Origin of the sequence: Litchfieldia sinesaloumensis, assembly GCF_900156865.1 — a bacterium.
In the GTDB taxonomy this organism is placed as follows: Bacteria; Bacillota; Bacilli; order Bacillales; family Bacillaceae_L; genus Ferdinandcohnia; species Ferdinandcohnia sinesaloumensis.
Genome location: NZ_LT732529.1, coordinates 539,959 through 562,729, shown reverse-complemented (window position 1 = coordinate 562,729; position 22,771 = coordinate 539,959). Strand labels below are relative to the sequence as shown.

Sequence of the window (22,771 nt, the reverse complement as noted above, 5' to 3'; positions counted from 1 at the left end):
CTCCTTAAAAGAAATCATACATATACGCAGGACGATTAGGGATTATTCTTTCAAAGGCATCTACTTGATTTTTATCCCCGGTTATCATTCCTGCTTCAAATAATTCTGTTGGACGCTGGTGACCAAAGAGTGCCGTTGATATTGCATTAATAGAAAGCTGTAGTGCCCCTTCGTGATCATCAGTGACATTAACTGTGCCATTTTTTACGAGATAGGTATTTTCATTCCATGTTGCATATGGGTCTGTAATTTGTAGTTTTACCGTTTCATTTCCCGCGAATGTAAATTCTGTTAAAAAAGACTCAACATCTACAATTCGGGCCATAAAATACGGATGAACCTCGCGTTTAACCGTTTTTTGTTTTTTTAACGCAAAAAATAACGGTTCTTTTTCATATGTAATCATTTCAAGCTCGGAAATCATTGAGTCATGTTGACAAATAAAGTTCCATAACCCTCGACGTGCCTCAAAATTTACCGGGACAAACTCCTCAACTTTCATTTTATTATCCTTCGTTTCATAAAGGATATACCCCGTAGGATTTTGCTCCACATCATAATAAACGGCAATACGAAGATCATCAAGCACACCATTCCACCAATCAGCCTCACGAACTAGCAATCCTGAAAATTGTGAAGCATATCTTGCATAAATCTGATTGAGTTTTTCAACGTTTATCGTTTCAGAATCATAACGCTTCACGGTCCCGTTTGTAGGTTCGAGCATTACTAAATCAGCCTGCTGCAGTACCGTCTTTAAGCGATTGCTAAATAACTCCCACCCATACTTCCGGTAAAAAGAAACATCAAATGGATGAAGCATTGACACGGTAAATCCCTGTGCCTTCATGGTTTCAAGTGTATAGGTCAGCAGTTCATTTACATAGCCTCTTCTCCGGTATTCCGGATATGTGGCAACACCGGCAATCCCGCCCATTTTAAACATTTGTTCACCAAGGTAGGTAGTCAGCGGAATCAGATGAAGCTTAGCAGCTAATATGTCATCTTCATAGATTCCATAAATTTGGTGTTTACTTACCTTTTTAAAGACTTCTTTTCGCTCTTCTTTTGGTACTTTATACTGGAAAGCATACTCTGATAAATGAAGTGAATCTGAAAATCGGTCTTCTGTAATTCTCTCAATGCGCATCTCAACCAACTCCTATATAAAAATCAACCCGTACTGAAATATTTTACTCGCAACTTACCTCTGATAGACTAAAGATATGGTCTTGTACACTAACAACCGTACCACCCTCATCCATACATGCTTCTGCGATGTCCAGATTTAGTGTATGGTTTTCTCTCATATCTATAATTCTAACAACCCCCATACTGACGATAAGTAAACTCACAATCACTGCGGTGTATAGATTTAATTTTCTTCTTTTACTCATTTATCCTCACCCCTATTTTAGGTTAACATAGTTACTAGATTTTTCAATTTACTATAAAGATTCTTCATTCTTTGTAAAAATTTTTTTATAGATTTTTCATTTCAACGGGTGTAAGATAATAACATTAACAATAGGGAGATGGTAATAATGAAGAAACAATTGGTTCTTACCATCATTATGTTTGTTGCGATCATGTCTTTTTCAGCTACAATCGCACATTCCCAAGCGTTTAAATCAGCGGACATTCAAGAAAACACAGTAATAATAAAAGGTCTTTCTTACGACAATCTTTCTTCTAATGATGATGATAAACCAAAGATTTCTTGGGTTCTTTTTTCAATCACTGCGGTTTTTATCGTCCTTCGAGTGTTTTTTAAAAACATTGAATTGAACCAAACCTCCATAACCCCCCTATGGATAACACCCGTTTTCTACCAATCAAATTATGTGGTAGAAGCTCCTTGTTTTTAGATCACTTTAAAAATCAAGGAGGGAAAAATTATGTGGTTTAGATTTATTATGATTGGATTATGCTCTCTAACGGTGACTAGTCTATTTATCTTCCAAGGCATTGAAATTACGCAAGCCTTTAAAGACCTTTTCTCAAATAAATAATATAACAAAACAAAAGTCATCCTAGTGTGATTACATTTAGAGTTATCTATAAGTGTAAAAAACAAAAAAGAGCAAGAGAATTTAGCCATATTGATCTATGGCTTGTCATCTCGCTCTTTTTCTTTTAACAAGTGATTTCTTTTATAACTTTAGCTGGGTTTCCACCAACTACCACATTTTCAGGAACATCCTTCGTAACGACGGCACCAGATGCAATCACCACAGGCTCTTGGTCAACTGGATTATAAAGCTCTCAAGCAACCACTTTTTCTCTTTCTGTTTGCATTAAGCATCACTAGCATTTACTTATTTATATATTAATTTATTCACTGTTCTATTGTACGGGTCAAAAAACTCACTCTGAAGTGATTCCCATTCACCTAACGAATCATAGTATTTTGACATTGTATATTTCTTAGCAATCTTTTTTCCCTTAATCATAAACTCCTTTGAGGCATAGTAATGAACATCACCATTCTTCTTTAGCCTTATCGGAATGACAACCGAAAAATCAATACCCATTTTCTTATCACGTACCACCATCTTCTTGGTCACATTGTTTTCTGTCCGTTCAATAACCTGTGTCAAACAAAGGACCCGCTCATTTTCGAATGAAAACTTGTTATCGCCTTTACGTTTTACGGTACTCATTTGGTCATCCTCCTTGGGAAGTATCTCCTCTAATCATACCACATTAAAAATATTAAGCTAATTTACACAGAATTAGGAGTATCTAGTAAAAGATAAAGGGATGAAATCATTGTGATTTCACCCCTTTTAATATTAGCGTTAGTTCCTAGTTTTTGCCGTTCCCGTTGCCATTGCCATTTCCGTTTCCATTATTCCCTTTGTTTTGACCGTTGTTTTTATTTGAATTGTTATTTTGCTTGTTCTCTTTTGCAATTGGTTGTCTTTCAGCCTTTTTCTCTTGGGCTTGTTGCTGTTTCTCTTGTGCCTTTTGCTGAGCTTTCTCGCGCTTTTCATTTACTGTTCCTTGTTTCTTTTCTACTACAGGAGGAGCGACTACTGGTTGTACATCTATTTCTGTTGTTTCTTCCACCACTGGTTCACCCACTACATCCTCAACAGCTACTTCTTGCTCGACAACTGGTTCTTCAGTTGTTTTTTCGATTACTTCTTCTTGTTCTGTAACCTCAGATTTACCTGCCTTTTTCTCCATTTTAGTAAGTTTTTTATCTAGTTTCGCAAATGACTTTTGAATATTTTTCATCAATGCTTGTTGAGCAGTTGGGTTTTTCACCTTAGCAAGAGCTGCGGTTAATGCGTCAATATTATTTGCGAGTTTCACCTTAACTTCTGTACTTTCTGAATCTATAGTTACTTCTTCTACACCGACTTCGGTAGCTTCTTCTTCAACAACTTCCACTTCAGAAGCCTCATCTTCAGTTGCTTCGTTTTCATCGTTTGCAACCTCTTCAGAATCCGTTAGATTTTCGGTTGCAGCCTCTTGTGTTTCAATTGCTTTTTGTAGCAATTCTTCAGCTTCTTCTGTTTTACCTTCTGATAATAAGGCATTTGCCTCTGCAATGCGTTCAGCTGCGAAATCTGCTAGAAGCTTTGCCTCCTTATAATCATCAACCGTTACTGCAAGACGTACTTTTTCAATCATTAGTTTTACAAAATAAAAGAAATCCCCAGGTACTAGAGATGGTACTTCTTCAGTTTGAACGTCCTCTTTACTTTCATCAGATTCATCATTTTCAGTTGTATTATCCTCTATTACTTCTTCACCTTCGACTACTTCTTCCGTCGCTTCGTCACCAATGTTTTCTTCTACAACCTTCTCTTCTGGTGTCTCATAGTTTACCGGGATATCCTCTGCAACTGCTTCCTCAGTAACAACTGACTCTAAATCTGTTCCTTCCTCATTTGCAAAAGCGACTGGTGTAGCTAATGATAAAATAAGTGCTGATGCCACCGTTCCGCTGATGATAGACTTCTTGATCTTGCGTTTCGTCATGTTCTGGTTCCCCCTAATATTAATTAACGATAAAACATTCGACGGAAGCTGACACGTATATGTCCGTCTTCTACAATGGAAAATAATATATGATTCTTAAGTCTATGGAAATGCTATATATTTACCAAAAAACCTAGTGCGAATGGCACTAGGTCTTAGTTATTTCCATCATGAATTTGTTGGGGTCTTTATAACCTCTCCAGTAATGAACTCTTCAATCATTATTGTAGCTTCTTCTACTGTTTTCACATGTAATACCTTACTTCGCTCCTCAGGGATTTGCTCGGCTGTATGGTGATATCTCGGGTCATAATAAGACTCTAACAGCAATTTCACAGCGGAACGATAGTCGCCGGTTTCAAGGTCTTTTTCAATTTGTGCGGCTATAGGTGTATGAATACGTTTCTTGATTCGTTGAAAGGCTGACATACATTCACTTGGATATTCCCATGGACGATAATCTTCTAAAATAATTTGAACGCGTTCCTCTACCGGCAAATCGATAAAAATATGGTAGCCGTCTTCCTTCATTTGGAGGATGAAATCAGGTACTGTCGCTCTACCAATACGCTTGCTTTCTGCTTCTAAAAGAACATACGGCGACTCTTTAAGCTGGAGAGCCCTTTCCACAAACAATAGATCAAACACTTTTTGATTATGTGGCTCTTTCCCTATCATTCCGAAAACAGACCCACGGTGGTTTGCCATCGTTTCTAGATCCAGGACAGGATATCCCTTTTCCTGCAGGTCTTTTAAAACTTTTGTTTTTCCAGTACCGGTATAGCCATTTAACACTAAAGCCTTAGGCTTAAATTCAGTCGCAAGCTCTCCTAATTTGTCGACGACCCATGACCGATAGCCATGAATACCACCTATTAGTCGTTTTGCTTTGATTCCCATTAAATCTACAAGGGTAGCCGATGTTCTACTGCGCATTCCACCACGCCAGCAGTATATCACTTTTTCATCTTCAGGGATGACAGAAAACTCTCTTATAAAACTTGGAAGCTTAGCCGATACGATTTCAAGTCCTCGTTCCTTGGCTGCATCAGGGCTAACTTGCTTATATATAGTACCAATTTCCGCTCTTTCTTCATCTGTAAAAATCGGTATATTTACACTACCTGGTATATTTGATTCAACAAACTCAGAAGGTGATCGAACATCAATTAGAGCAAGTGTTTGTTTCTTCTGCATTTGTCGCAATTCTTGTACTGTTATATCTTGAAACATCATTTTTCTTCCTCTCAAGAATGTCTTTCTATCTTCACTATATCCACATTCTATCTCTTCTATTATAATACAGAAAATTTACTTCCGTGAAAAAAATGCACTTACAACAATATTTGGAAATGATAGAATAAAGGAATTGAATAAGTAATGAAATATGTTTTTGGAGGCTTGAACATGTTAATACCGTCACTCGCGAAAAAAATAATAAATGAAGTACGTAGATTAATCGATGAAGACCTAATAATAGTTAATATTTCAGGTACCATTATTGCAAGTACAGAAAGTAGTCGGATTGGTAAATTTCACGAAGGTGCGCTCCTTTCAGCTCGGGACCATAAGAAAATGACCATCACGAAAGAAATGGAGAATCAGTTGGAAGGGGTAAAAGCAGGTATCAACTTACCTATTTTATTTAAGGACGATGTTGTTGGAGTGATTGGAATTACCGGAAATCCTGAGAAAGTATCTGCTTACGGAGAGCTCCTAAAAAAGATGACCGAGCTATTCATTCAAGAAAGCTACTATGCGGAACAAATGGAATTGGAAGCGCGTGCCGTCGAAAACTTTGTTTTTGATTGGCTTCAATTTAAAGAAATTGATGTACTTGTAAAACGCGCTAAGCATTTTGGTATCAATATTGACATAAAGCGGCATGTTGTAATGGGATTAATTGAGAGTGAGCAAGAAATTCCACTTCGAGACATTACTAAACGTGTACGTGAGCAATCATTCCTGCAAGTTGATGATCTATTTGTCAGATGGGGAAACGAACGGTTCCTTCTTCTTTTAGCTGAACGTTCTAAGGAACAGATAAATGACATTCTAAAAAAGTTAAAAGAAGAACTAGAACATCGATTTTCTGTACAAATTTCATTTGGAGTTGGTACGAATGACTTTGATTATTCAATAAAGAAATCATTCGATGAAGCCGAACGAGCACTTGAAGTGGCTAAGAAAAACTATACGATTACGTTTGATGATGACCTAAAGTTGGAAATGCTCATTCATGAAGCCAGTCCAAAAGTACAAGCGGAGTTCATTAGGCGTACAGTGGTCACGCTTTTAGATGATATAGATTTAATTAACACTGTGTTTGAATTTATTAAACACAATCAGTCCATCAAAGAAACTGCAAAGGCTCTTCATATCCATGTCAATACCCTTAATTATCGTTTAAATAAAGTTGAAGAACGTACTGGCCTTCATCCTAGGAACTTCAAAGACCTAGCTACTCTTTATATCGGCTTTGTAATATTAAATAAATCTATAAAAATCATTGAATAAAAGCCAAAAAATTTGTATGTTTCTACATAGCGGATTTATCCGCTTTTTTTTATGCTTATATATAGATACTTTATTGGAGGCGTTCACATGATTGATACGAAAGCTAGACAGCGATTGTTAAAAATTGTTGGTCCGGAAAACTATGATGATTCAAGTACTGGCCGACTTGTATACTCTTACGATGCAACTCCACAATTCCAATCTATGCCTGACGCGGTGATTGCTCCACGAAACAAAGAGGAGATTTCGGAAATTGTGAAAGTTTGTAATGAGTATAAAATCCCAATCGTTCCGCGTGGTTCTGGAACTAACCTCTGTGCAGGAACATGCCCTACCGAGGGTGGAATTGTACTTCTGTTTAAACACCTAAACAAAATCTTAGAGATAGATGAAGAAAACTTGACCATTACCGTTCAACCAGGTGTGATTACACAGGAAGTAACAAATGCGGTCGAAGCAAAGGGGTTATTTTATCCACCTGACCCTGGTTCAATGAAGATTTCTACTATTGGTGGCAACATTAATGAAAATTCTGGAGGGTTACGAGGCCTAAAATATGGTGTAACACGAGATTATGTAATGGGGCTTGAAGCGGTCTTAGCAAATGGTGACATCATCAAAACCGGTGGAAAGCTAGCGAAAGATGTTGCTGGATATGACCTGACCCGGCTCTTTGTCGGTTCAGAGGGGACACTTGGAATCATCACCGAGGCCACACTAAAGCTCATTCCCATGCCTGAAACAAAACAAACCATTCTTGCATTGTATCAGGACCTAGAAGCAGCAGCAAAATCTGTTTCAAAAATCATTGCAAATAAAATCATCCCGATTACGCTAGAGTTTCTAGACCAGCCTACACTAGAAGCAGTAGAAGCATTCGCAAAAGTTGGACTCCCTACCGATGTAAAAGCAATCCTTCTCATTGAACAGGATGGACCAGAAGAAATTGTAAAACGGGACATTGAGAGAATCATAGAGATTTGTAAGGAAGAACATGCAGTATCCGTTAAATCTGCTGAATCAGAGGAGGAAGCTGAAAGCCTAAGAACCGCAAGACGTGCAGCCTTATCCGCACTTGCCCGCTTAAAACCTACGACCATTTTAGAGGATGCTACTGTGCCTCGCTCTGAGATAGCCAAAATGGTTAAGGCTATTGAGGAAATAGCAATGAAATATGAGCTTCGTATCTGTACATTTGGTCACGCGGGTGATGGAAATCTTCATCCCACTTGCTTAACTGATGTCAGGAACACAGAAGAAATTGAACGAGTTGAAAAAGCATTTGAAGAAATTTTTGAAAAAGCCATTGAGCTGGGCGGAACAATCACTGGTGAGCATGGAGTTGGTGTCATGAAGGCACCTTATCTAGAGATGAAACTCGGTGCTGCAGGAATTGCTGCGATGCAAGCCATTAAAACCAGTCTGGATCCAAACAATATTATGAATCCCGGAAAAATGTTTGCCAAGGATTCAAGAAAACGTGTGGTGGTTTCAACATGACAACGATGCAGGAACAACAAAACATAAAAGAAGAATTTCAATCGCGCATGGACCAAGATGAACTCTTAAATTGTATGAGATGTGGATTTTGTCTCCCTACCTGCCCAACTTATATTGAATCTGGTTATCAGGAAGCACATTCACCACGCGGAAGAATCGCTTTAATGAAAGCTGTTGTGGATGGTCTAATTGAACCTGACGAAGATTTTGAAAGGTCAGTAAACATGTGCTTAGGATGTCGTGCATGTGAACCGGTATGTCCGTCCGGAGTGAACTACGGTCACCTTTTAGAAGAAGCAAGGGATATTATTAATCAAAATAAAAAGCATTCTCTCCCCACGAAAACAGTTAGAAAAACCGTTTTTGAAGGTCTTTTTCCTCATCAAAATCGTATGAGGACGTTAACTGGATTACTTGGTGTCTACCAACGTTCAGGGATGCAAAAAGTCGTACGGAAAAGTGGACTAATGAAGTTTTTACCTGATGGCTTATCAACCATGGAGAGTGTTCTACCTGAAGTACCAACCTTAAAAGAGCTCAAAAATCGTCCCTATCACCTTAAGCCTATCGGTGTTCAAAAAAAGAAGGTTTCTTTTTTCTCAGGATGCTTAATGGACACAATGTTCATGAAAACAAATGATGCTACTACAAAACTCCTCCAGTTGGCTGGCTGTGAAATTGTAATACCAAAAACACAAGTCTGCTGTGGAGCTTTGCACGGACATAGTGGTGAAAAGCAGAAAGCAAAGGAACTAGCCAAACAAAATATTGCGGCTTTTGAAGAAATTGAAACTGATTATATTATCACAAACGCGGGCGGATGCGGAGCCTTCTTAATCGAATATGATCACCTTTTAAAGGATGAGCCCGAATGGGCGAGTCGTGCCAAGGCGTTTGCGAAAAAACTCAAGGACATTTCGTCAGTATTAATAGAATTAGAGTTTCATAAGATTGAGTTATCTCTACCTGCCCAAGTAATAACGTATCAAGATTCATGCCATTTACGAAATGTCATGAACACAGCTTCCGAACCTAGAAATTTACTACAAGCAATTAAAGGTACTACCTACCTAGAAATGACGAATGCGGATAGCTGTTGTGGCTCAGCCGGGATCTATAACATCGTCGAATCTGAAATGTCGATGAAAATCCTAGACTCAAAAATGAAGAAAGTGAAGACCACTGGAGCCAAAACCATCGTCACAGCCAATCCAGGGTGTTTACTGCAAATGAAACTTGGTATCGAACGTGAGGGATTATCTGATAAAATCCGTACCGTTCATATCGTCGACTTATTGCTCGAAGCAGTGGAGAATAATTAATACCTTAGAAAAAAAGAATCGTCCTATGTTACAGGTGACGATTCTTTTTGCTATTTCAACACATATTTTTCCAAATAATACTTTGTAATCGATAAATATTCCCGACCATATGCCTTTACTAGTGTAATCTCTGGAGTCTTGGCCGGTAGTCCCTCCACTTTCAAGTCAGCATCTCTCGCAATTTGGATGGATCGATACAAATGATAATCATTTGTCACAACAATCCCCTGTTTTGCACCTTCAGGAATCAATTCTTTTGAGAATTTAATATTTTCATACGTACTGGTTGAGCGATCCTCAAGTAAGATTCTAGATTCGTGTATCCCCTTTTTCACGAGTGCACGTTTCATTGCCTCAGCTTCTGTTATGTCTTCGCCTGGACCTTGTCCACCTGAAACAATCAGAATTGTATCTTCATTCTTCTTGGCATATTCCACCGCAGCATCAATCCGATATTGCAACGCCAGTGAAGGAACCTCCCCATTCACCTTTGCACCGAGAATAATCATGTAGTCAGCATTTTGGGGCGGTTCAACATCGACAAACTGAGATATTTTATAATGAATGGCTGCGAAATAACTAACACCAATGATAAGTAAAAAACCAATTATAAATAGCATCGCTTTCCTCTTTTTCAAATAGTAACAACCCCTTTAGGGCTATTCTATCATTATACCAAATGGAGAAAAATAGAAATATGTTATCGTCTTCGAAGAAAAAAGACACCCAAAAAGTGTGGGTGCCTTAGGAGTGTGATTTAGTTTAACCAGTTTTGATTCTCGAGGTCTTCGTAATTTGAATTAATGCTGTCTAACTCCGTTTTGGATCGCTCGAGTACATCCTCCGAAGTCATTTTCGAAACGAATCCTAGTTCACGTTTAGCATTTTCAATGGACCACGGCTTATCTTTATTATCTGATACTCCATAATAAGTTCCAAACTTGATAGTTGATTGTATGGCTAAATCAAACAACTGAATCACATCGGCATGACTTAATAGTGTCTTATTAAAACGCTCGTTTTTTTGGAGATCCTTCACTTCGTCACGTCTCACACTTCCAATGCGCAAGTTAATCACTGATAGATTGTTCTCTTCCTCATACGCTAAAATATGGCCGATATTTTCTGAGGCCAATTTGAGAGTCCCATACAAGGTCCGCTGATAGGGATAATCTTCAACAGTTATCTCACGCCCGAGCCCTGAAACTCCATCCTTTTCATAAAAATCGGTTACATGGTTACTACTCGCGTAAACCACCTTTGGAATACCTAGCTCAATTGCTGCTCTAAGAATGTAGAAGGATGCAAAAAAGTGAATGTCCGTCTTTTTCTTAAATTGACTAATATCATTAAAGTCATTTTCGGTGCTAACATTTAGTAAATTAATAAGTGCGCTGCAGTCTTTTGGGATGGTACGTAAGAGGTCGTGATAATCAGTAGCGTCCACTTCAATATGTTTAGGATTATCTATATTCTTATCAAGAATCACGATATCATATTTGGCGCTAAGCCCTTCTTCAAGGATGGAACCGATTGTTCCTGTTCCGCCAATGATCGCAATTTTCTTTTTCATTAGATGGCTCCTTTCCGTGAAGAGTCCTCCTTGTTAAGGTTTGTTTATTAATGTAAAAACATACATAGAGAACATGAAGAGAATTTCGGTCGCTGCTTCCGCTCGTTTCCTCTTCATCGAGCTTATGATGACCTCTTCCCGCTACAAATTCCTCCACTCAGGTCTTCATTCACCTTATGAAGGCCTCTTCCTACTACAAGTTTCTCCGGTCAGGTCTTCATCCGCCTTATGATGACCTCTTCATGCTACCTGTGCCTCCGTTCAGGTCTTCATTCACCATATGAAGACCTCTTCCTACTACAAACTCTCCCATACAGGTCTTCATCCACCTTATGATGACCTCTTCATGCTACCTGTGCCTCCGTTCAGGTCTTCATTCACCATATGAAGACCTCTTCCTACTACAAACTCTCCCATACAGGTCTTCATCCATCTTATGATGACCTCTTCCACCTACAAACTCCTCCATTCAGGTCTTCATCCATCTCATGATGACCTTTCCCTGCCACAAATTCCTCCACTCAGGTCTTCATACACCTTATGAAGACCTCTTCCTACTACAATCTTCTCCATTCAGGTCTTCATCCATCTCATGATGACCTTTCCCTGCTACAAACTCCTCCACTCGGGTCTTCATCCATCTTATGAAAACACACTAGAGTTCAATACACCACCGACTTCGCGAACTAGCTCTAACACTCGCACTAAACAGCCACAATCTTATTCGGGGTCACAAAGTATAACTGCTTGTCGACAACCTTTTCACCTGTAATTCGTTCCCAAATTTGCTGATAAAACTTGATTTGTTTTCGATAATAGTTTGTCAGTTCTGGTAGCTTCGAAATATCCTTTGGTCGGTCCGTCTTATAATCGACTAGTTTCCATTCACCATTTATCTTGTACACGAGATCGATGATCCCACTTACAAACACCATTTCACTTTTGCCTTCGCTTCCAACCAGCTCATACAATGGGTCTCCAGAATCTATTTTAATCGTAAACGGGACCTCTGTTAGTACCTCTTCAGCGATTTGAAGCTCTGCCCAAATCATCGATTGTTGAAACCGCTCCACCACATCAACAATTTCTGCCATTCGACTTAATGAGATGTCATGCCTTTTTGTGGTAGATGAAACAAGTTCCTCTAATACTCCCTCTTCCTCTTTAACCAGCTTTTCAAAGACCTCATGTATAACAGTTCCCCATGTCTGACCTCCACCTTCCTCACGTTCGATCTCAAGGGTGAAGATATCTTGTTTATCTTCAGTCGGACTATAGGTTGAAAAAGAAGGATGTTTACGCTCCTCTAGCCAATCCAACAAACCAGTAGTTTCCTTATTGTACTCGTTTTTGGTAATTGGGATTCCGGTTGCCTTTGCTTCGTCCGCCATTTTTTCAGGAACTTCAATATCTTCAAGCTCCGGTAGACCATCTACCAGAAGACTCCAAGGATTTTTTGTGTTTTTCGATTCAAAGGTACTAATAATCATTGCCTTCTCCGCTCTTGTTGCGGCCACATAAAGAATCCGTATTTCCTCTGCTACCAGATATGCTTCCTCAGCATCAAGAAAATCTTCCCAATTTAGCGGTTGTGCTAGAGGCTTTGTTGTTTGTCCTTGCTTCTTTCCGAACATAAAATAACCTGTTGCAGAGCGATTTTCTCGTTTAATGTGTGACGAAATTTTAGTGCGGATTTCCGGCTTTTTCCCAGGGTGTGCTAGAAAAACGATTGATGCCTCCAAGCCCTTTGCTTTATGGACATTCATGATCCGAACCGCATTCTCGTCGTCCTCAAGGTTAATAACATCCGTTTTTTTCTCAATTTTCATTCTGATAAAATCGACTGCTTCTCTGAAAGTAGTTGCATCTTTCTCTTCCTTCTCCCGAAGCGCTTCAATGATTTGGAGAAGATTAGTCGCCTCTCTTTTTCCATATCCTTTGGTTACAAACAACGGGTATAAACCAATATCGTCAACAATTTTTCCAATTGCTACAGCTGGTGAAAATATGTTTTTCCACTTAACATACTGTTGTAGCTTTGAAAGTGCATCCTGAAAACGAAGCTCCGTTTCACGAGACAACGTGACAGGCATGTTTGCATAAAGTGAAAATCTGCCTCCAGCCTGAGCCCATTGGAATAATTCCTCATCACTAATACCAAACCAAACACTTCGAAGTGAAGCAGTAAAGGCGATCTGATCAGTCGTATCGACAAGTGCATCTAAGAGACGAATGAGATCTTGAAATTCAGGTATCATACTGATTTCCATTTCTCCGCCGACACTAACAGGAATTCCTGCGCCTTCTAAAACATGCGAGTACACATCAATTCCCTCTTTTTGCCTTGTTAAAATCATAAATTCTTTTGGTTCATGACCATCATCAAGTAATTTTCTGATAATCATGGTGATGTTCTCAGCATCTTTTTCAAGAGTAATCGTTTTATTCTTTGCGTAATCATCAGCTAATACGAGTCTCTTAATCCCAATCAGATCCGAATTGTCACCCTCCTTAAAGGAATAAAGCGGACGATAGGCGGCCTGGTGAACACTCTCTTTTTCAGGTAAATGCTCCTGGAACACTTTATTTAATTGGTTTGTTATGGTATCAACCGTTCTAAAGTTCATAATCAACTGAAGGACTTCACCACCATGAGACTCGATTAAGTCCTTGACCAGATTGTAAATATCAATATCAGCACGACGGAAACGATAAATGGCTTGCTTCGGGTCACCCACTACAAAGAGTGATCCGGGGCGGGGTTTACACCTCGTCCAATTTTCTTCAGTAACATCTTCGCCTGTTAAATAAAACATAATCTCTGCTTGAATGGGATCAGTGTCCTGGAACTCATCCACAAGCACCCTCTTATACTTTTGATGAAAATACGTCCGTACCTCTGCATTGTTTTTAAGTAGAGCCGCCGTTTTCATTAATAAATCCTGGAAGTTCATCAATGACCGTTCTTGTTTTATTTTTTCATATTCTAAAAAAGCACCCTTAAATAAATCAATTACAAATGGATGGCAATACTCACTCCACCTCACGAGTAATGGTTTGATATAATCCTCGAAAAAATCTGAAATACGAATTTCATATTCCTTAGCATCTTCTTTGGTCGTCCATTTGTACTGCGTTGCCTTAAGTTTCTTATCGAACGATTTGAAAACATTAACCATCAACGAATCTGCTTTATCTTGATATCTAGTTTGCCGGAGTACTTCTTGAATCGCCTCTTGTAATTTGTCTGGACCTTTTGGGATATCTTTCGGAATACAGCGACTTGCCTCCTTTAACAGAGCGATAAAGCGTTCATACACAACCTCAAGATTCGGTTTTTCAACATAAGCACTTGCCCACTCTATATCTGGGTAGTTTTTCATTGTACTAAATCGTTCACTCAAGTCCTTATCATCAAATCCTAAATCCTTTATCATTCTTGCTTTCTGTGGGTTATCCGTTTCAAGCTTATGCATGTAAACCAACCAAGCTGCCTTTGCAACTTCATCGTCTTCCTGATCATCGAGTTCAGAAAATGAAACATCAAGTCCCGCTTCAACAGGTCTTTCTCGTAATATACGAGCACAGAAAGAATGAACGGTACCAATAAATGATTGGTCAATATGTTGCAATGCTTCCTCAAGAAGGAATTTCACATCTAGATTTGTTTCCTCTTTTGCCTTTTTTTCAAGCATCGTTAAAAAACGAGTCTTGAGTTCATCAGCAGCTTTTTTTGTAAATGTGATTGCAACCATCTCGTCTACTTTCGCTGTCCCGGTGTAAATTAAGTTCACCATTCGATTAACAAGACTAGTTGTTTTACCTGAACCCGCACCTGCCTCCACAAGAAAGTTCTGATTCAGTACATTCCCTATTTTGTCCCTAGCTTCCTGATCAATAACTACCTTAGTCATAGGCTCGCACCCCCAAAAAGCTTTTTAATCCCTGGGCTGTCTCGTCTTGTTGTTTTTGTTTTAATGCATCTTTATCATAGGTAGATCGTCTACAAATCGTTTTAAACTCACAAAATGTACATTCATTTTCATCATCTGTCATCGTAAAGTGGCCATGCTCCACGATTGAAAGGAGCTTGTCTACAATGTCTTTTCCATTCGTTCTCGTTGTTTCCTCTTGTTCACGCACAAATCGTTTGCCCGCTCCTTTTTTAGTTGGAAACAAGTAGGAGCTTTGTTTGACGGTACCTTCCTCGATACCTAGATGAGCTTCTATCGCAAGCGTGTATAGTAGATGTTGAAGCTGTCTTCCACCTTTAAAAAACTCCTTCGTTTTATAGCCCCAACTACTGCCAGTTTTATAGTCAATGATATGATAAGTTCCGTCGGGTAATCGATCCACACGATCAATAATGCCTCTAACACGTACGTTCCCTGATGGAAGTTCAATTACAGCCGGAGAATCTTCCCCAAAGGAATATTCGAAATACAACGGTTCGCCAGCTGCACTATTTTCCTCTTCAATTCGTAAAAATGTCTCGCATGACTCAATGATTTCCTCTGATTCTAGTCTTTCTGTTCTGGCGTTAGGTGGTGGTATAAGAGTTTTCACATACTTCAGTTTGTCTTTTGCCAATTTGGTTAGTAGTTCTAGATGGTTCCCATAAGATGGTCTTTCTTTCCGAGCTTTAATTTCCTTATAATACGACTCAAAAATTTCGTGTAGTAATGTCCCTCTCGTTTTTGCATCCAACCATTTACTCGAATCATACGTAATTTCCTCATTCACACGCAGTCGCAACACATTCCCTAAAAAAAAGGCATAAGGGCATTTGGCGATTTTCTCGAGTTTTCCCGCTGAAATCATAAGGTCGTGATTTTTCCGGGGATCAAAATCGGTCGTATCGCTCTCAATCTTTCCTTCATACACAGTAAAAGCAGGGTCCAGCCGCATTTTTTCCGCTTGAAGACCTCTTTTAACATTAGCGAATTCGCTTACTAGTGAATCATCTAGTAGTCCGTATTGTGTGTTTGTGATTTTATGAGTCCACCAATCTCCTCTTTCAAGAGGGAGCTTTCGGTCTGCTATCGGCACTTTTTGTCGCAACGTTTGGAAATCTACTGAAACGTCACCGGTATGAATTCGATAACATTGTAAAAATAGATACGACGGAGTAACGGCTCGATTTTCATTTATGGAAAACCTACAATAACTTACTGTAATCTCTTTGTTCGCCGATGATGCGAATAACTGCAACATCATGTATAAGTCTCGGTTAGACTTTTCACCTTCTAACGGAAGAAGTCGACCAAGTTTCTTTCTCTCAGTATCCAAAAGCAAAGGGTCCTCTCCTGATTTCCCAGGAAACCGTTGATTATCTAAACCGACGATGAACAGATGCTCACGATTCATAAAGATACCCTCTTTATAGGTAGACATATGCAAGAATCCCGGCCTCGGACGGGACTTTCCTGTACGGATTGATAATAAGTCATCGTTAACTTTTTGGTACGGTTCTGGAATCACATCATTTGCATAAGGTAAAAGGGACTCAACTCGATCTAACAAAGCCTCTTTAGCTGCATGGTCAAATCCTGATGAGACTCGACAATAGTTGTGAAGGAGAAATTGGATTGTTTTGAGTAAATCACGATAGACAATAGTCCCATCACGTTGAAGATTAGGCATGTGTTTGAACATTGTTGTGAACAATTTTAGAAGCCACTGATATTCCTGAACTCGGTCACCACTATCGTTTAATTCAGCAATCTTCATTTTTAGTTGTGAAAGATAGCGCTCTTGGCCCCAGCCAATGTTCGCTCCACGAAGCATCGCTGCCATTTTTGCTTTTGTTGGTGCATCTTCTCCTAAATCGATTAGGTTTTCTTGAAGCAGCTTTAAAAAAACTTGAACACTATAAAACTCTTTCATCCACTCTAAAATCCCTGATACTAGTTTGCCTGGAGTAGTGAACCCAATCGGAATACCCTCGCCAAATGTCACCGGTATCTGCAATCGTTCAGCAAGATGATACATAGCTGTTACATATCGAGGACTTGCACTGTAATAAATGGCAGCTTCATCAAACTTTATCCCTTTCTCCTTGGTTCTAAATAAGACTTCCTTCAACTCCATCTCCTCTGTTTTGGCAGTAAATAAAGAGAGTGTTTGGACGGTTTCTTTGGCATGTTCAATATCATATAAATAACTCAATGGAGTTTCATCTCCATATACGACCTTTGAAAAAGATGACATTTCTGGTGCTGGGAGCCCACGTACAGCTTCCATAGGTAAATGAAAATAGGTAGCCGGCTGCATCGTCTTTAAAAATTCCGTTTGTAGGAATGCTAAGGTTAGATTGCTTTGCAGTATTAAGACTTGATTACTAGCATTATATTTTTCCAGCGACCTTTGATAGAGTTCGGCATCATCGACTAGATTATGCTTTTCGAGCAGTTGTTCATATGACTGTAAAATAAGCCTTATATCCTCACCTTTTGCAGGTGAAACAAAATGTTCTACATTGAGGGAGTCGCTAGTGTATCCTGCTAGCCGAAGTCGCTTCACTGTTTGGTACATGCTCTGACCTAATGTAGGTGTAATTTCTACATTTTTAAAGTACTCGAAACTTGGTTGGTATTCGTTTAACAAAGAATACAGTAAATGAGCTCCTACTGCGTCTTCAATAAGTTGCTTTTGTTCAATCTGGGAAACATCAAGAGCAAAATCCTTAATAGTTTTTATTTTAATATTCACTGCATGTTTGTCTTTTTGGGTATATGCTCTGACTATTTGTTCGCCAATTTTATATGTATCCACAAGTAGAATTTTTTCAGTTAACAGATACTGTTTGCAAATCCTTTCGAGTTGTTTGATGAGGACTTCCATTGTTTTCACTCTCCCTTATGTGATATTAGTGTAATGCCTCTAGCAAGGTAGCCGTTTATTTGCATCTATATGACAAAAATAAAAGGACGCCTAAATGTATCATTCAGACATCCTTGTTGTAAGATTCTAGTAATTGTTTTATCGTCTTAATAGTATTCCCATTTATTGGTTCGCTAAACTTCCCATTTATCCGAACCGCAGAACCGAAATGGTACTGTGTTGCCTGAAGTTTCTCATGTAGCTCCACAATATTATTATGGGATAGCCCAGAACCTGGCATAACAACCGGTGACGGCTTATCACTCGATAAACTGAGCATCTCCAGCAGATTTTCTACACCATCCAACGCCTTCTGTGCTCCACCAGAAGTTAATACCGTTTGTATGGAATCACTGTAGGTTTGAAGGGTTTTATACGCCTCTACGATATTCTTCGCTTCGTCAAGAGCTCGGTGAAAGGTAATCTTCATTCCGTCCGCTGCCTTAATCACCTTTTCAAGAAGAGCCTCATCAATCTCACCATCTTCTGTTAAAGAACCAAAAACAATCCCTGCTGCACCCAGTTCCTTACAGGCTTTTACATCTTCTAAGATTACTGTTTTATCATCCTCTGAATACGTGAATGAATAGCCATGAGGACGGACCATTACATGGACAGGAATGGATACCGCCTGTACCACCTCTTTAATCACCCCATATGAAGGGGTTAATCCCCCTTCTGTCATTGCTGTGACTAGCTCTAGTCGATTTGCCCCATACTCTTCAGCAATCCTCGCATCTGTGGTATCTTGAACAATTATCTCAATGATCATGGTATCACTGCCTACTTTCAACGGAACCACCACTCTGGTTCCACTTATTTTTTTCGCATTCTAAACATCTTGTACATATAGTATCCCATTGTTCCAAAAATAGACACGAAGAAACCAATCATATACCATATTCCTAGTCCAGCTTTTCCTTGTGCCACATTGATCATTTCCCAAGTGCCAATTGCCAAAAAGAAGGTCATGAAAAAATTCATCGTAATGAGCATTTTTCGAGAGGCTTTATAGATGCCTTCAGCGTTTTCAGGTGTCACTTTAACTGGATAATTATGGACATGTGGAAATTTACTTAGAATAAACAATGTTTTAAACAAAAAGGTTGAGACAATTGGGAGTATGAAAACACTGGCTTTTCCGCCCCAACTATCAGCTTCTCCTACAATATTAAAATGGGTAGGAACCCTGTCAGGTATCTCACTCCAGTTCACCAGGATAAAAGTATAACTCCCAAGTATAAAAAGGACTGAAAGGATTGCTAGTATTCTTTCAGATGACGTTGTTGGTAGTTTTAACACCGGATTGTTGGACATGAAAAACCACCCCTTTCCATACTAGTAAATACGTACGAATCAGGGAAAGGGTTTCATTTTATAAATAATAATGGTCACATATTAGTTAGAGCTCCTCTAATTCCATTTTTATGAAAATTTTTATTTCGCGGTTCGAATTGTTTCTGTTACACTAGAAATTGAAAAACCATATTTGCGTGCTAGTTTTTAGCACCAGACTTAAAGGAGATTACATATGACTACGTTTGAACAAATGCTAGATAAATATGCTGACTTAGCTGTACGTGTCGGGGTAAATATTCAAAAAGGACAGAACCTCCTTATTAATGCACCTATCTCGGCAGTTGAATATGTACGAAAAGTGGTTAAAAACGCGTATGAGGCTGGAGCAAGAAACGTTTACGTTGAATGGAATGATGACAACATTACACGTACTCGTTTTGACCTTGCACCTGATGAAGCTTTTCTTGATTACCCGATGTGGAAGGCAAAAGGAATGGAAGAACTCGCAGAAAATGGTGCTGCCTTTTTATCGATTGTTTCTTCAAACCCTGATTTATTAAAAGGTGTAAATCCTGAACGAATCGCCAAAGCCAATAAAACTGCCGGCCAAGCATTGCAAACATTTCGTAATTATTCTCAGGCGGATAAGGTGAGCTGGTCAGTTATTGCGGTTCCTTCAGAAAGCTGGGCTGCAAAAGTATTCCCAGACCTTTCGTCAGAGAAACAAGTACAAAAGCTTTGGCAAGCGATTTTCCAAGCAACTCGTGTTGATTTAGAGGACCCTGTCCAAGCATGGAAAGAACACAATACAACTTTACATGCAAAGGTCGACTACCTTAATAAGAAAAAATATAAGAAACTGCATTATAAGGCGCCAGGAACTGATTTAACGGTAGAACTTCCTGATGGTCACGTTTGGATTGGTGGCGGTGGTGAGAATGAACAACAGATTCAGTTTGTGGCCAATATGCCGACTGAAGAAGTCTTTACCGTCCCTGCAAAAGATGGTGTAAATGGGTTTGTGACCAGCACCAAGCCCCTTAACTACGGTGGGAATTTAATTGATAACTTTACATTAACCTTTGAAAACGGACGAATCGTGGACGTGAAGGCTGAAACAGGTGAAGATACGCTTAAACGCCTAGTGGAAACAGATGAAGGTAGCCACTATTTAGGTGAAGTGGCGCTTGTTCCACATAATTCACCGATTTCACAATCAAAAATTCTTTTCTACAATACCCTTTTTGACGAAAATGCGTCTAATCATTTTGCAATCGGAAATGCCTATGCTTTTTGTATTGAAGGTGGTAAGACAATGTCACGTGAAGAGCTTGCGAAAAGAGGAGCAAACTCAAGCATCACACATGTCGACTTCATGGTCGGATCAGGTGAAATGGACATCGACGGCATCAACGCAGACGGTAGCTCAGAACCAGTCTTCCGTAGAGGTAACTGGGCATTTTAACAATAGGCATCACTGAGATTTAACTCCAGTGGTGCCTTTTCCTTTCTCATCTTCCCACATTTTGCAAATTCTCTTTAAAAAATTAAATTTATTGATTATATTGAAATTCGGTTAAGAATATGTAAATATAGATGACAAGACACCTGTATTTTCACATATGTCAAGCAAACCAATTCAATCAAATTTTTTGATTAAGTTTGTGAAATTATTATCAAACTTATTTATTTTAGGAGGCAAACTATGAATATACTAAAATTACGAAAAATGCTACAAGAGTTTTTACTTGAAGATATTGGTGAACGTGACCTTACAAGTCAATCCATTTTTCCTCTTGAACAAACAAGTCAAGGTGTATTCATCGCCAAAGAAAATGGAATTATTTCAGGTTTATCAATCATAAAAGAAGCGTATCACCTCTTAGACCCAACCATTCAAGTTGAACTTCGCTTTTCTGATGGAGATCGTGTGTTAACCGGGGATACAATTGCAACAGTAAGTGGCCCAACCCGCCATCTACTTACTGGTGAGAGAGTAATCTTAAATCTCATCCAACGAATGAGTGGAATTGCGACCATGACAAATAAATGTGTGGAAGCGTTAAACGACCCTTCCATCTCAATCTGTGATACAAGAAAAACCATCCCTGGACTTCGTATGCTAGATAAATATGCGGTAGTAACCGGGGGTGGCAAGAACCATCGGTTTGGACTTTATGATGGTGTCATGATTAAAGATAATCATATTGCTTATTGCGGTTCGATTACAAAAGCGGTTAAAGCTGCACGTGAAAAACTTGGTCACATGGTCAAGATTGAAGTAGAAACAGAGTGCGCAGAAGAAGTAATGGAAGCGGTAGAAGCTGGCGCAGACGTAATCATGTTTGATAATCGTAGCCCACAAGAGGTCAAAGAATTCACTCAGTTAGTGCCAAATGGAATCATTACTGAAGCTTCTGGAGGAATCACATTAGCTAATTTAGCAAGCTATTCAGGAACCGGTGTCCAGAATATATCATTAGGTTTTCTAACTCATTCTGTTAAAGCCCTAGATATTAGCTTACAAGTTAAAGAAGGAGATAAAAAGGTTGTTATCAATCAGTAGTTAAAGACCGATATTCCGACTAGTCTCGCCAATTTCTAGGTGAGTATTCGATTACCATATCTTTTGGGGGTAAAAAAGAATGTATAAAAGAAAATGGACCTTGCCTCTCATCTTCATAATTAGCTGTTTACTTCTATCTGGTTGTATGAATAAAGTTGGAGCGGTTTCTGTCGGTTCAACAGAAGATATTCGTACGACCATTATTGGTGGACGTACAGGTGGCGCATGGTCAGTTTTTACAGAGGGAATCGCAGAAACAATCCGACGCGAAAATAAAGGAGCACTTGTAACAGTCGAGCCTGGGGGAATTGTGGAGAATCCAGCAAGTGTCGGTACAAATACTGTTCCTTATGGAATCTCTTACGCGATGACAGCTTATTCAGCATTCAGTGGTTCAGAGCCCTATAAAGATGCCTATCCAGACATTCGGGCAATTAGTGTTATTATTCCAGCTAACTATTATCAATTAATAGCAAGAGCCAATGTTGGATTTGATTCATTAGACGAGGTTATTGAAAATGAAGTCCCGATACGATTAGCAGTCGATCAAAGAGGCTCAGCAGGTGAAATGATTACAAGAGCAATATTGCAAGAATACGGTGTAACCTACAAAGATATCAAGGCCTGGGGTGGCTCTGTTGACCATTTAAGTGGATCTAAAACATTTGAACTGATGGCAGAAAATCGGATTGATGTGACAGGTGACGCTGTGTCTGTTCCTTCTAGTGATATATTAGAAGCATCCACCACTACTAACATGAAGTTTATCTCGATGAATAAAGATATTTTGCAGGCTGTTGCAGATAAATTAGGAATGGAACAAGGAACAATCGCTGCAGGAAGTTATGACTTTCTAAAGCAAGAGCTAGATACCTTATATACACCCGCTATATTAATTGTTCACAAGGATGTTCCTGAAGAAGAAGTGTATCGGATTACAAAATCAATCTATGAAAACTTTGAATATCTAGGGACAGTTCATAAAGAATTTAAAAAACTATCAGATGATACCTTTACGAAAGTTGGGAAGGTCCCTCTTCATCCTGGCGCGAAGCGATTTTTTATTGAAAAAGGGCTCATCCAATAATTCACCACATTTTGAAGGGAGTTCCCAACATA

At 39.1% G+C, this 22,771-nt stretch carries 19 protein-coding genes and 1 pseudogene; 7 read left to right on the top strand and 13 right to left on the bottom strand.

What is annotated here, in order from left to right; genetic code table 11:
- Positions 1 to 4: 4 nt before the first annotated feature.
- Positions 5 to 1,150, bottom strand: a complete 1,146-nt coding sequence (locus CZ490_RS02695; RefSeq protein ID WP_077617438.1) for a GNAT family N-acetyltransferase — start codon at positions 1,148 to 1,150, stop codon at positions 5 to 7.
- 43 nt (positions 1,151 to 1,193) lie between these two features.
- Complete coding sequence (locus CZ490_RS02690) at positions 1,194 to 1,397, bottom strand: hypothetical protein (protein ID WP_077617437.1); 204 nt, start codon at positions 1,395 to 1,397, stop codon at positions 1,194 to 1,196.
- A 147-nt stretch (positions 1,398 to 1,544) separates the two neighbouring features.
- On the opposite strand from CZ490_RS02690, the gene CZ490_RS02685 reads away from it, so the two are divergent.
- Positions 1,545 to 1,868 carry a hypothetical protein gene (locus CZ490_RS02685; protein ID WP_077617436.1) on the top strand — a complete coding sequence of 108 codons (324 nt, stop codon included), beginning with the start codon at positions 1,545 to 1,547 and terminating at the stop codon, positions 1,866 to 1,868.
- Positions 1,869 to 2,136: 268 nt separating this feature from the next.
- On the opposite strand, the pseudogene CZ490_RS22130 reads toward CZ490_RS02685, so the two are convergent.
- From CZ490_RS22130 to mnmH, 4 genes and pseudogenes are all read right to left on the bottom strand, one after another.
- A pseudogene (locus tag CZ490_RS22130) lies at positions 2,137 to 2,232 on the bottom strand (acetyltransferase); the annotation flags it as partial.
- An 86-nt stretch (positions 2,233 to 2,318) separates the two neighbouring features.
- Positions 2,319 to 2,663, bottom strand: coding sequence for a hypothetical protein (locus CZ490_RS02680; protein ID WP_077617435.1), 345 nt, complete (start codon positions 2,661 to 2,663; stop codon positions 2,319 to 2,321).
- A 145-nt stretch (positions 2,664 to 2,808) separates the two neighbouring features.
- Positions 2,809 to 3,993: a DUF5667 domain-containing protein gene (locus CZ490_RS02675; protein ID WP_077617434.1), complete on the bottom strand. Its 1,185-nt coding sequence runs from the start codon at positions 3,991 to 3,993 to the stop codon at positions 2,809 to 2,811.
- Between the two features lie 168 nt (positions 3,994 to 4,161).
- The gene (gene mnmH, locus CZ490_RS02670; protein ID WP_077617433.1) at positions 4,162 to 5,226 is read right to left on the bottom strand and encodes a tRNA 2-selenouridine(34) synthase MnmH; all 1,065 of its coding nucleotides are present in this window, start codon (positions 5,224 to 5,226) and stop codon (positions 4,162 to 4,164) included.
- 174 nt (positions 5,227 to 5,400) lie between these two features.
- Between mnmH and CZ490_RS02665 the strand changes: the two genes are divergently transcribed.
- From CZ490_RS02665 to CZ490_RS02655, 3 genes are all read left to right on the top strand, one after another.
- The gene (locus CZ490_RS02665; RefSeq protein ID WP_159439898.1) at positions 5,401 to 6,510 is read left to right on the top strand and encodes a CdaR family transcriptional regulator; all 1,110 of its coding nucleotides are present in this window, start codon (positions 5,401 to 5,403) and stop codon (positions 6,508 to 6,510) included.
- An 87-nt stretch (positions 6,511 to 6,597) separates the two neighbouring features.
- Positions 6,598 to 8,010 carry a glycolate oxidase subunit GlcD gene (gene glcD / locus CZ490_RS02660; protein WP_077617431.1) on the top strand — a complete coding sequence of 471 codons (1,413 nt, stop codon included), beginning with the start codon at positions 6,598 to 6,600 and terminating at the stop codon, positions 8,008 to 8,010.
- Positions 8,007 to 9,332 (top strand): (Fe-S)-binding protein, encoded by a 1,326-nt coding sequence (locus CZ490_RS02655; protein WP_077617430.1) that lies wholly within the window; start codon positions 8,007 to 8,009, stop codon positions 9,330 to 9,332. Before glcD ends, CZ490_RS02655 begins: the two co-directional genes overlap by 4 nt.
- 50 nt (positions 9,333 to 9,382) lie before the next feature.
- Here CZ490_RS02655 and CZ490_RS02650 read toward each other — a convergent pair whose 3' ends face one another.
- The 7 genes from CZ490_RS02650 to CZ490_RS02625 all read right to left on the bottom strand — a co-directional run bounded on the left by CZ490_RS02650 (position 9,383) and on the right by CZ490_RS02625 (position 19,104).
- A complete protein-coding gene (locus tag CZ490_RS02650) occupies positions 9,383 to 9,970 on the bottom strand; it encodes a YdcF family protein (RefSeq protein WP_077617429.1) in 588 nt (195 codons plus the stop codon).
- Between the two features lie 119 nt (positions 9,971 to 10,089).
- Positions 10,090 to 10,905 carry an NAD-dependent epimerase/dehydratase family protein gene (locus CZ490_RS02645; protein WP_077617428.1) on the bottom strand — a complete coding sequence of 272 codons (816 nt, stop codon included), beginning with the start codon at positions 10,903 to 10,905 and terminating at the stop codon, positions 10,090 to 10,092.
- A 330-nt stretch (positions 10,906 to 11,235) separates the two neighbouring features.
- Positions 11,236 to 11,358 (bottom strand): hypothetical protein, encoded by a 123-nt coding sequence (locus CZ490_RS22755; RefSeq protein ID WP_268761982.1) that lies wholly within the window; start codon positions 11,356 to 11,358, stop codon positions 11,236 to 11,238.
- 251 nt (positions 11,359 to 11,609) lie between these two features.
- Positions 11,610 to 14,819, bottom strand: coding sequence for a UvrD-helicase domain-containing protein (locus CZ490_RS02640; protein WP_077617427.1), 3,210 nt, complete (start codon positions 14,817 to 14,819; stop codon positions 11,610 to 11,612).
- Positions 14,812 to 17,748 (bottom strand): PD-(D/E)XK nuclease family protein, encoded by a 2,937-nt coding sequence (locus CZ490_RS02635; RefSeq protein ID WP_077617426.1) that lies wholly within the window; start codon positions 17,746 to 17,748, stop codon positions 14,812 to 14,814. Before CZ490_RS02635 ends, CZ490_RS02640 begins: the two co-directional genes overlap by 8 nt.
- A 103-nt stretch (positions 17,749 to 17,851) precedes the next feature.
- The gene (locus CZ490_RS02630; protein ID WP_077620914.1) at positions 17,852 to 18,559 is read right to left on the bottom strand and encodes a copper homeostasis protein CutC; all 708 of its coding nucleotides are present in this window, start codon (positions 18,557 to 18,559) and stop codon (positions 17,852 to 17,854) included.
- Between the two features lie 44 nt (positions 18,560 to 18,603).
- Positions 18,604 to 19,104, bottom strand: coding sequence for a DUF1648 domain-containing protein (locus CZ490_RS02625; RefSeq protein ID WP_077617425.1), 501 nt, complete (start codon positions 19,102 to 19,104; stop codon positions 18,604 to 18,606).
- A gap of 214 nt (positions 19,105 to 19,318) precedes the next feature.
- On the opposite strand from CZ490_RS02625, the gene CZ490_RS02620 reads away from it, so the two are divergent.
- The 3 genes from CZ490_RS02620 to CZ490_RS02610 all read left to right on the top strand — a co-directional run bounded on the left by CZ490_RS02620 (position 19,319) and on the right by CZ490_RS02610 (position 22,739).
- Positions 19,319 to 20,551, top strand: coding sequence for an aminopeptidase (locus CZ490_RS02620; RefSeq protein ID WP_077617424.1), 1,233 nt, complete (start codon positions 19,319 to 19,321; stop codon positions 20,549 to 20,551).
- 240 nt (positions 20,552 to 20,791) lie between these two features.
- Positions 20,792 to 21,652, top strand: a complete 861-nt coding sequence (nadC, locus tag CZ490_RS02615; protein ID WP_077617423.1) for a carboxylating nicotinate-nucleotide diphosphorylase — start codon at positions 20,792 to 20,794, stop codon at positions 21,650 to 21,652.
- A gap of 79 nt (positions 21,653 to 21,731) precedes the next feature.
- Complete coding sequence (locus CZ490_RS02610) at positions 21,732 to 22,739, top strand: TAXI family TRAP transporter solute-binding subunit (protein WP_077617422.1); 1,008 nt, start codon at positions 21,732 to 21,734, stop codon at positions 22,737 to 22,739.
- The last annotated feature ends 32 nt before the right edge of the window (positions 22,740 to 22,771 follow it).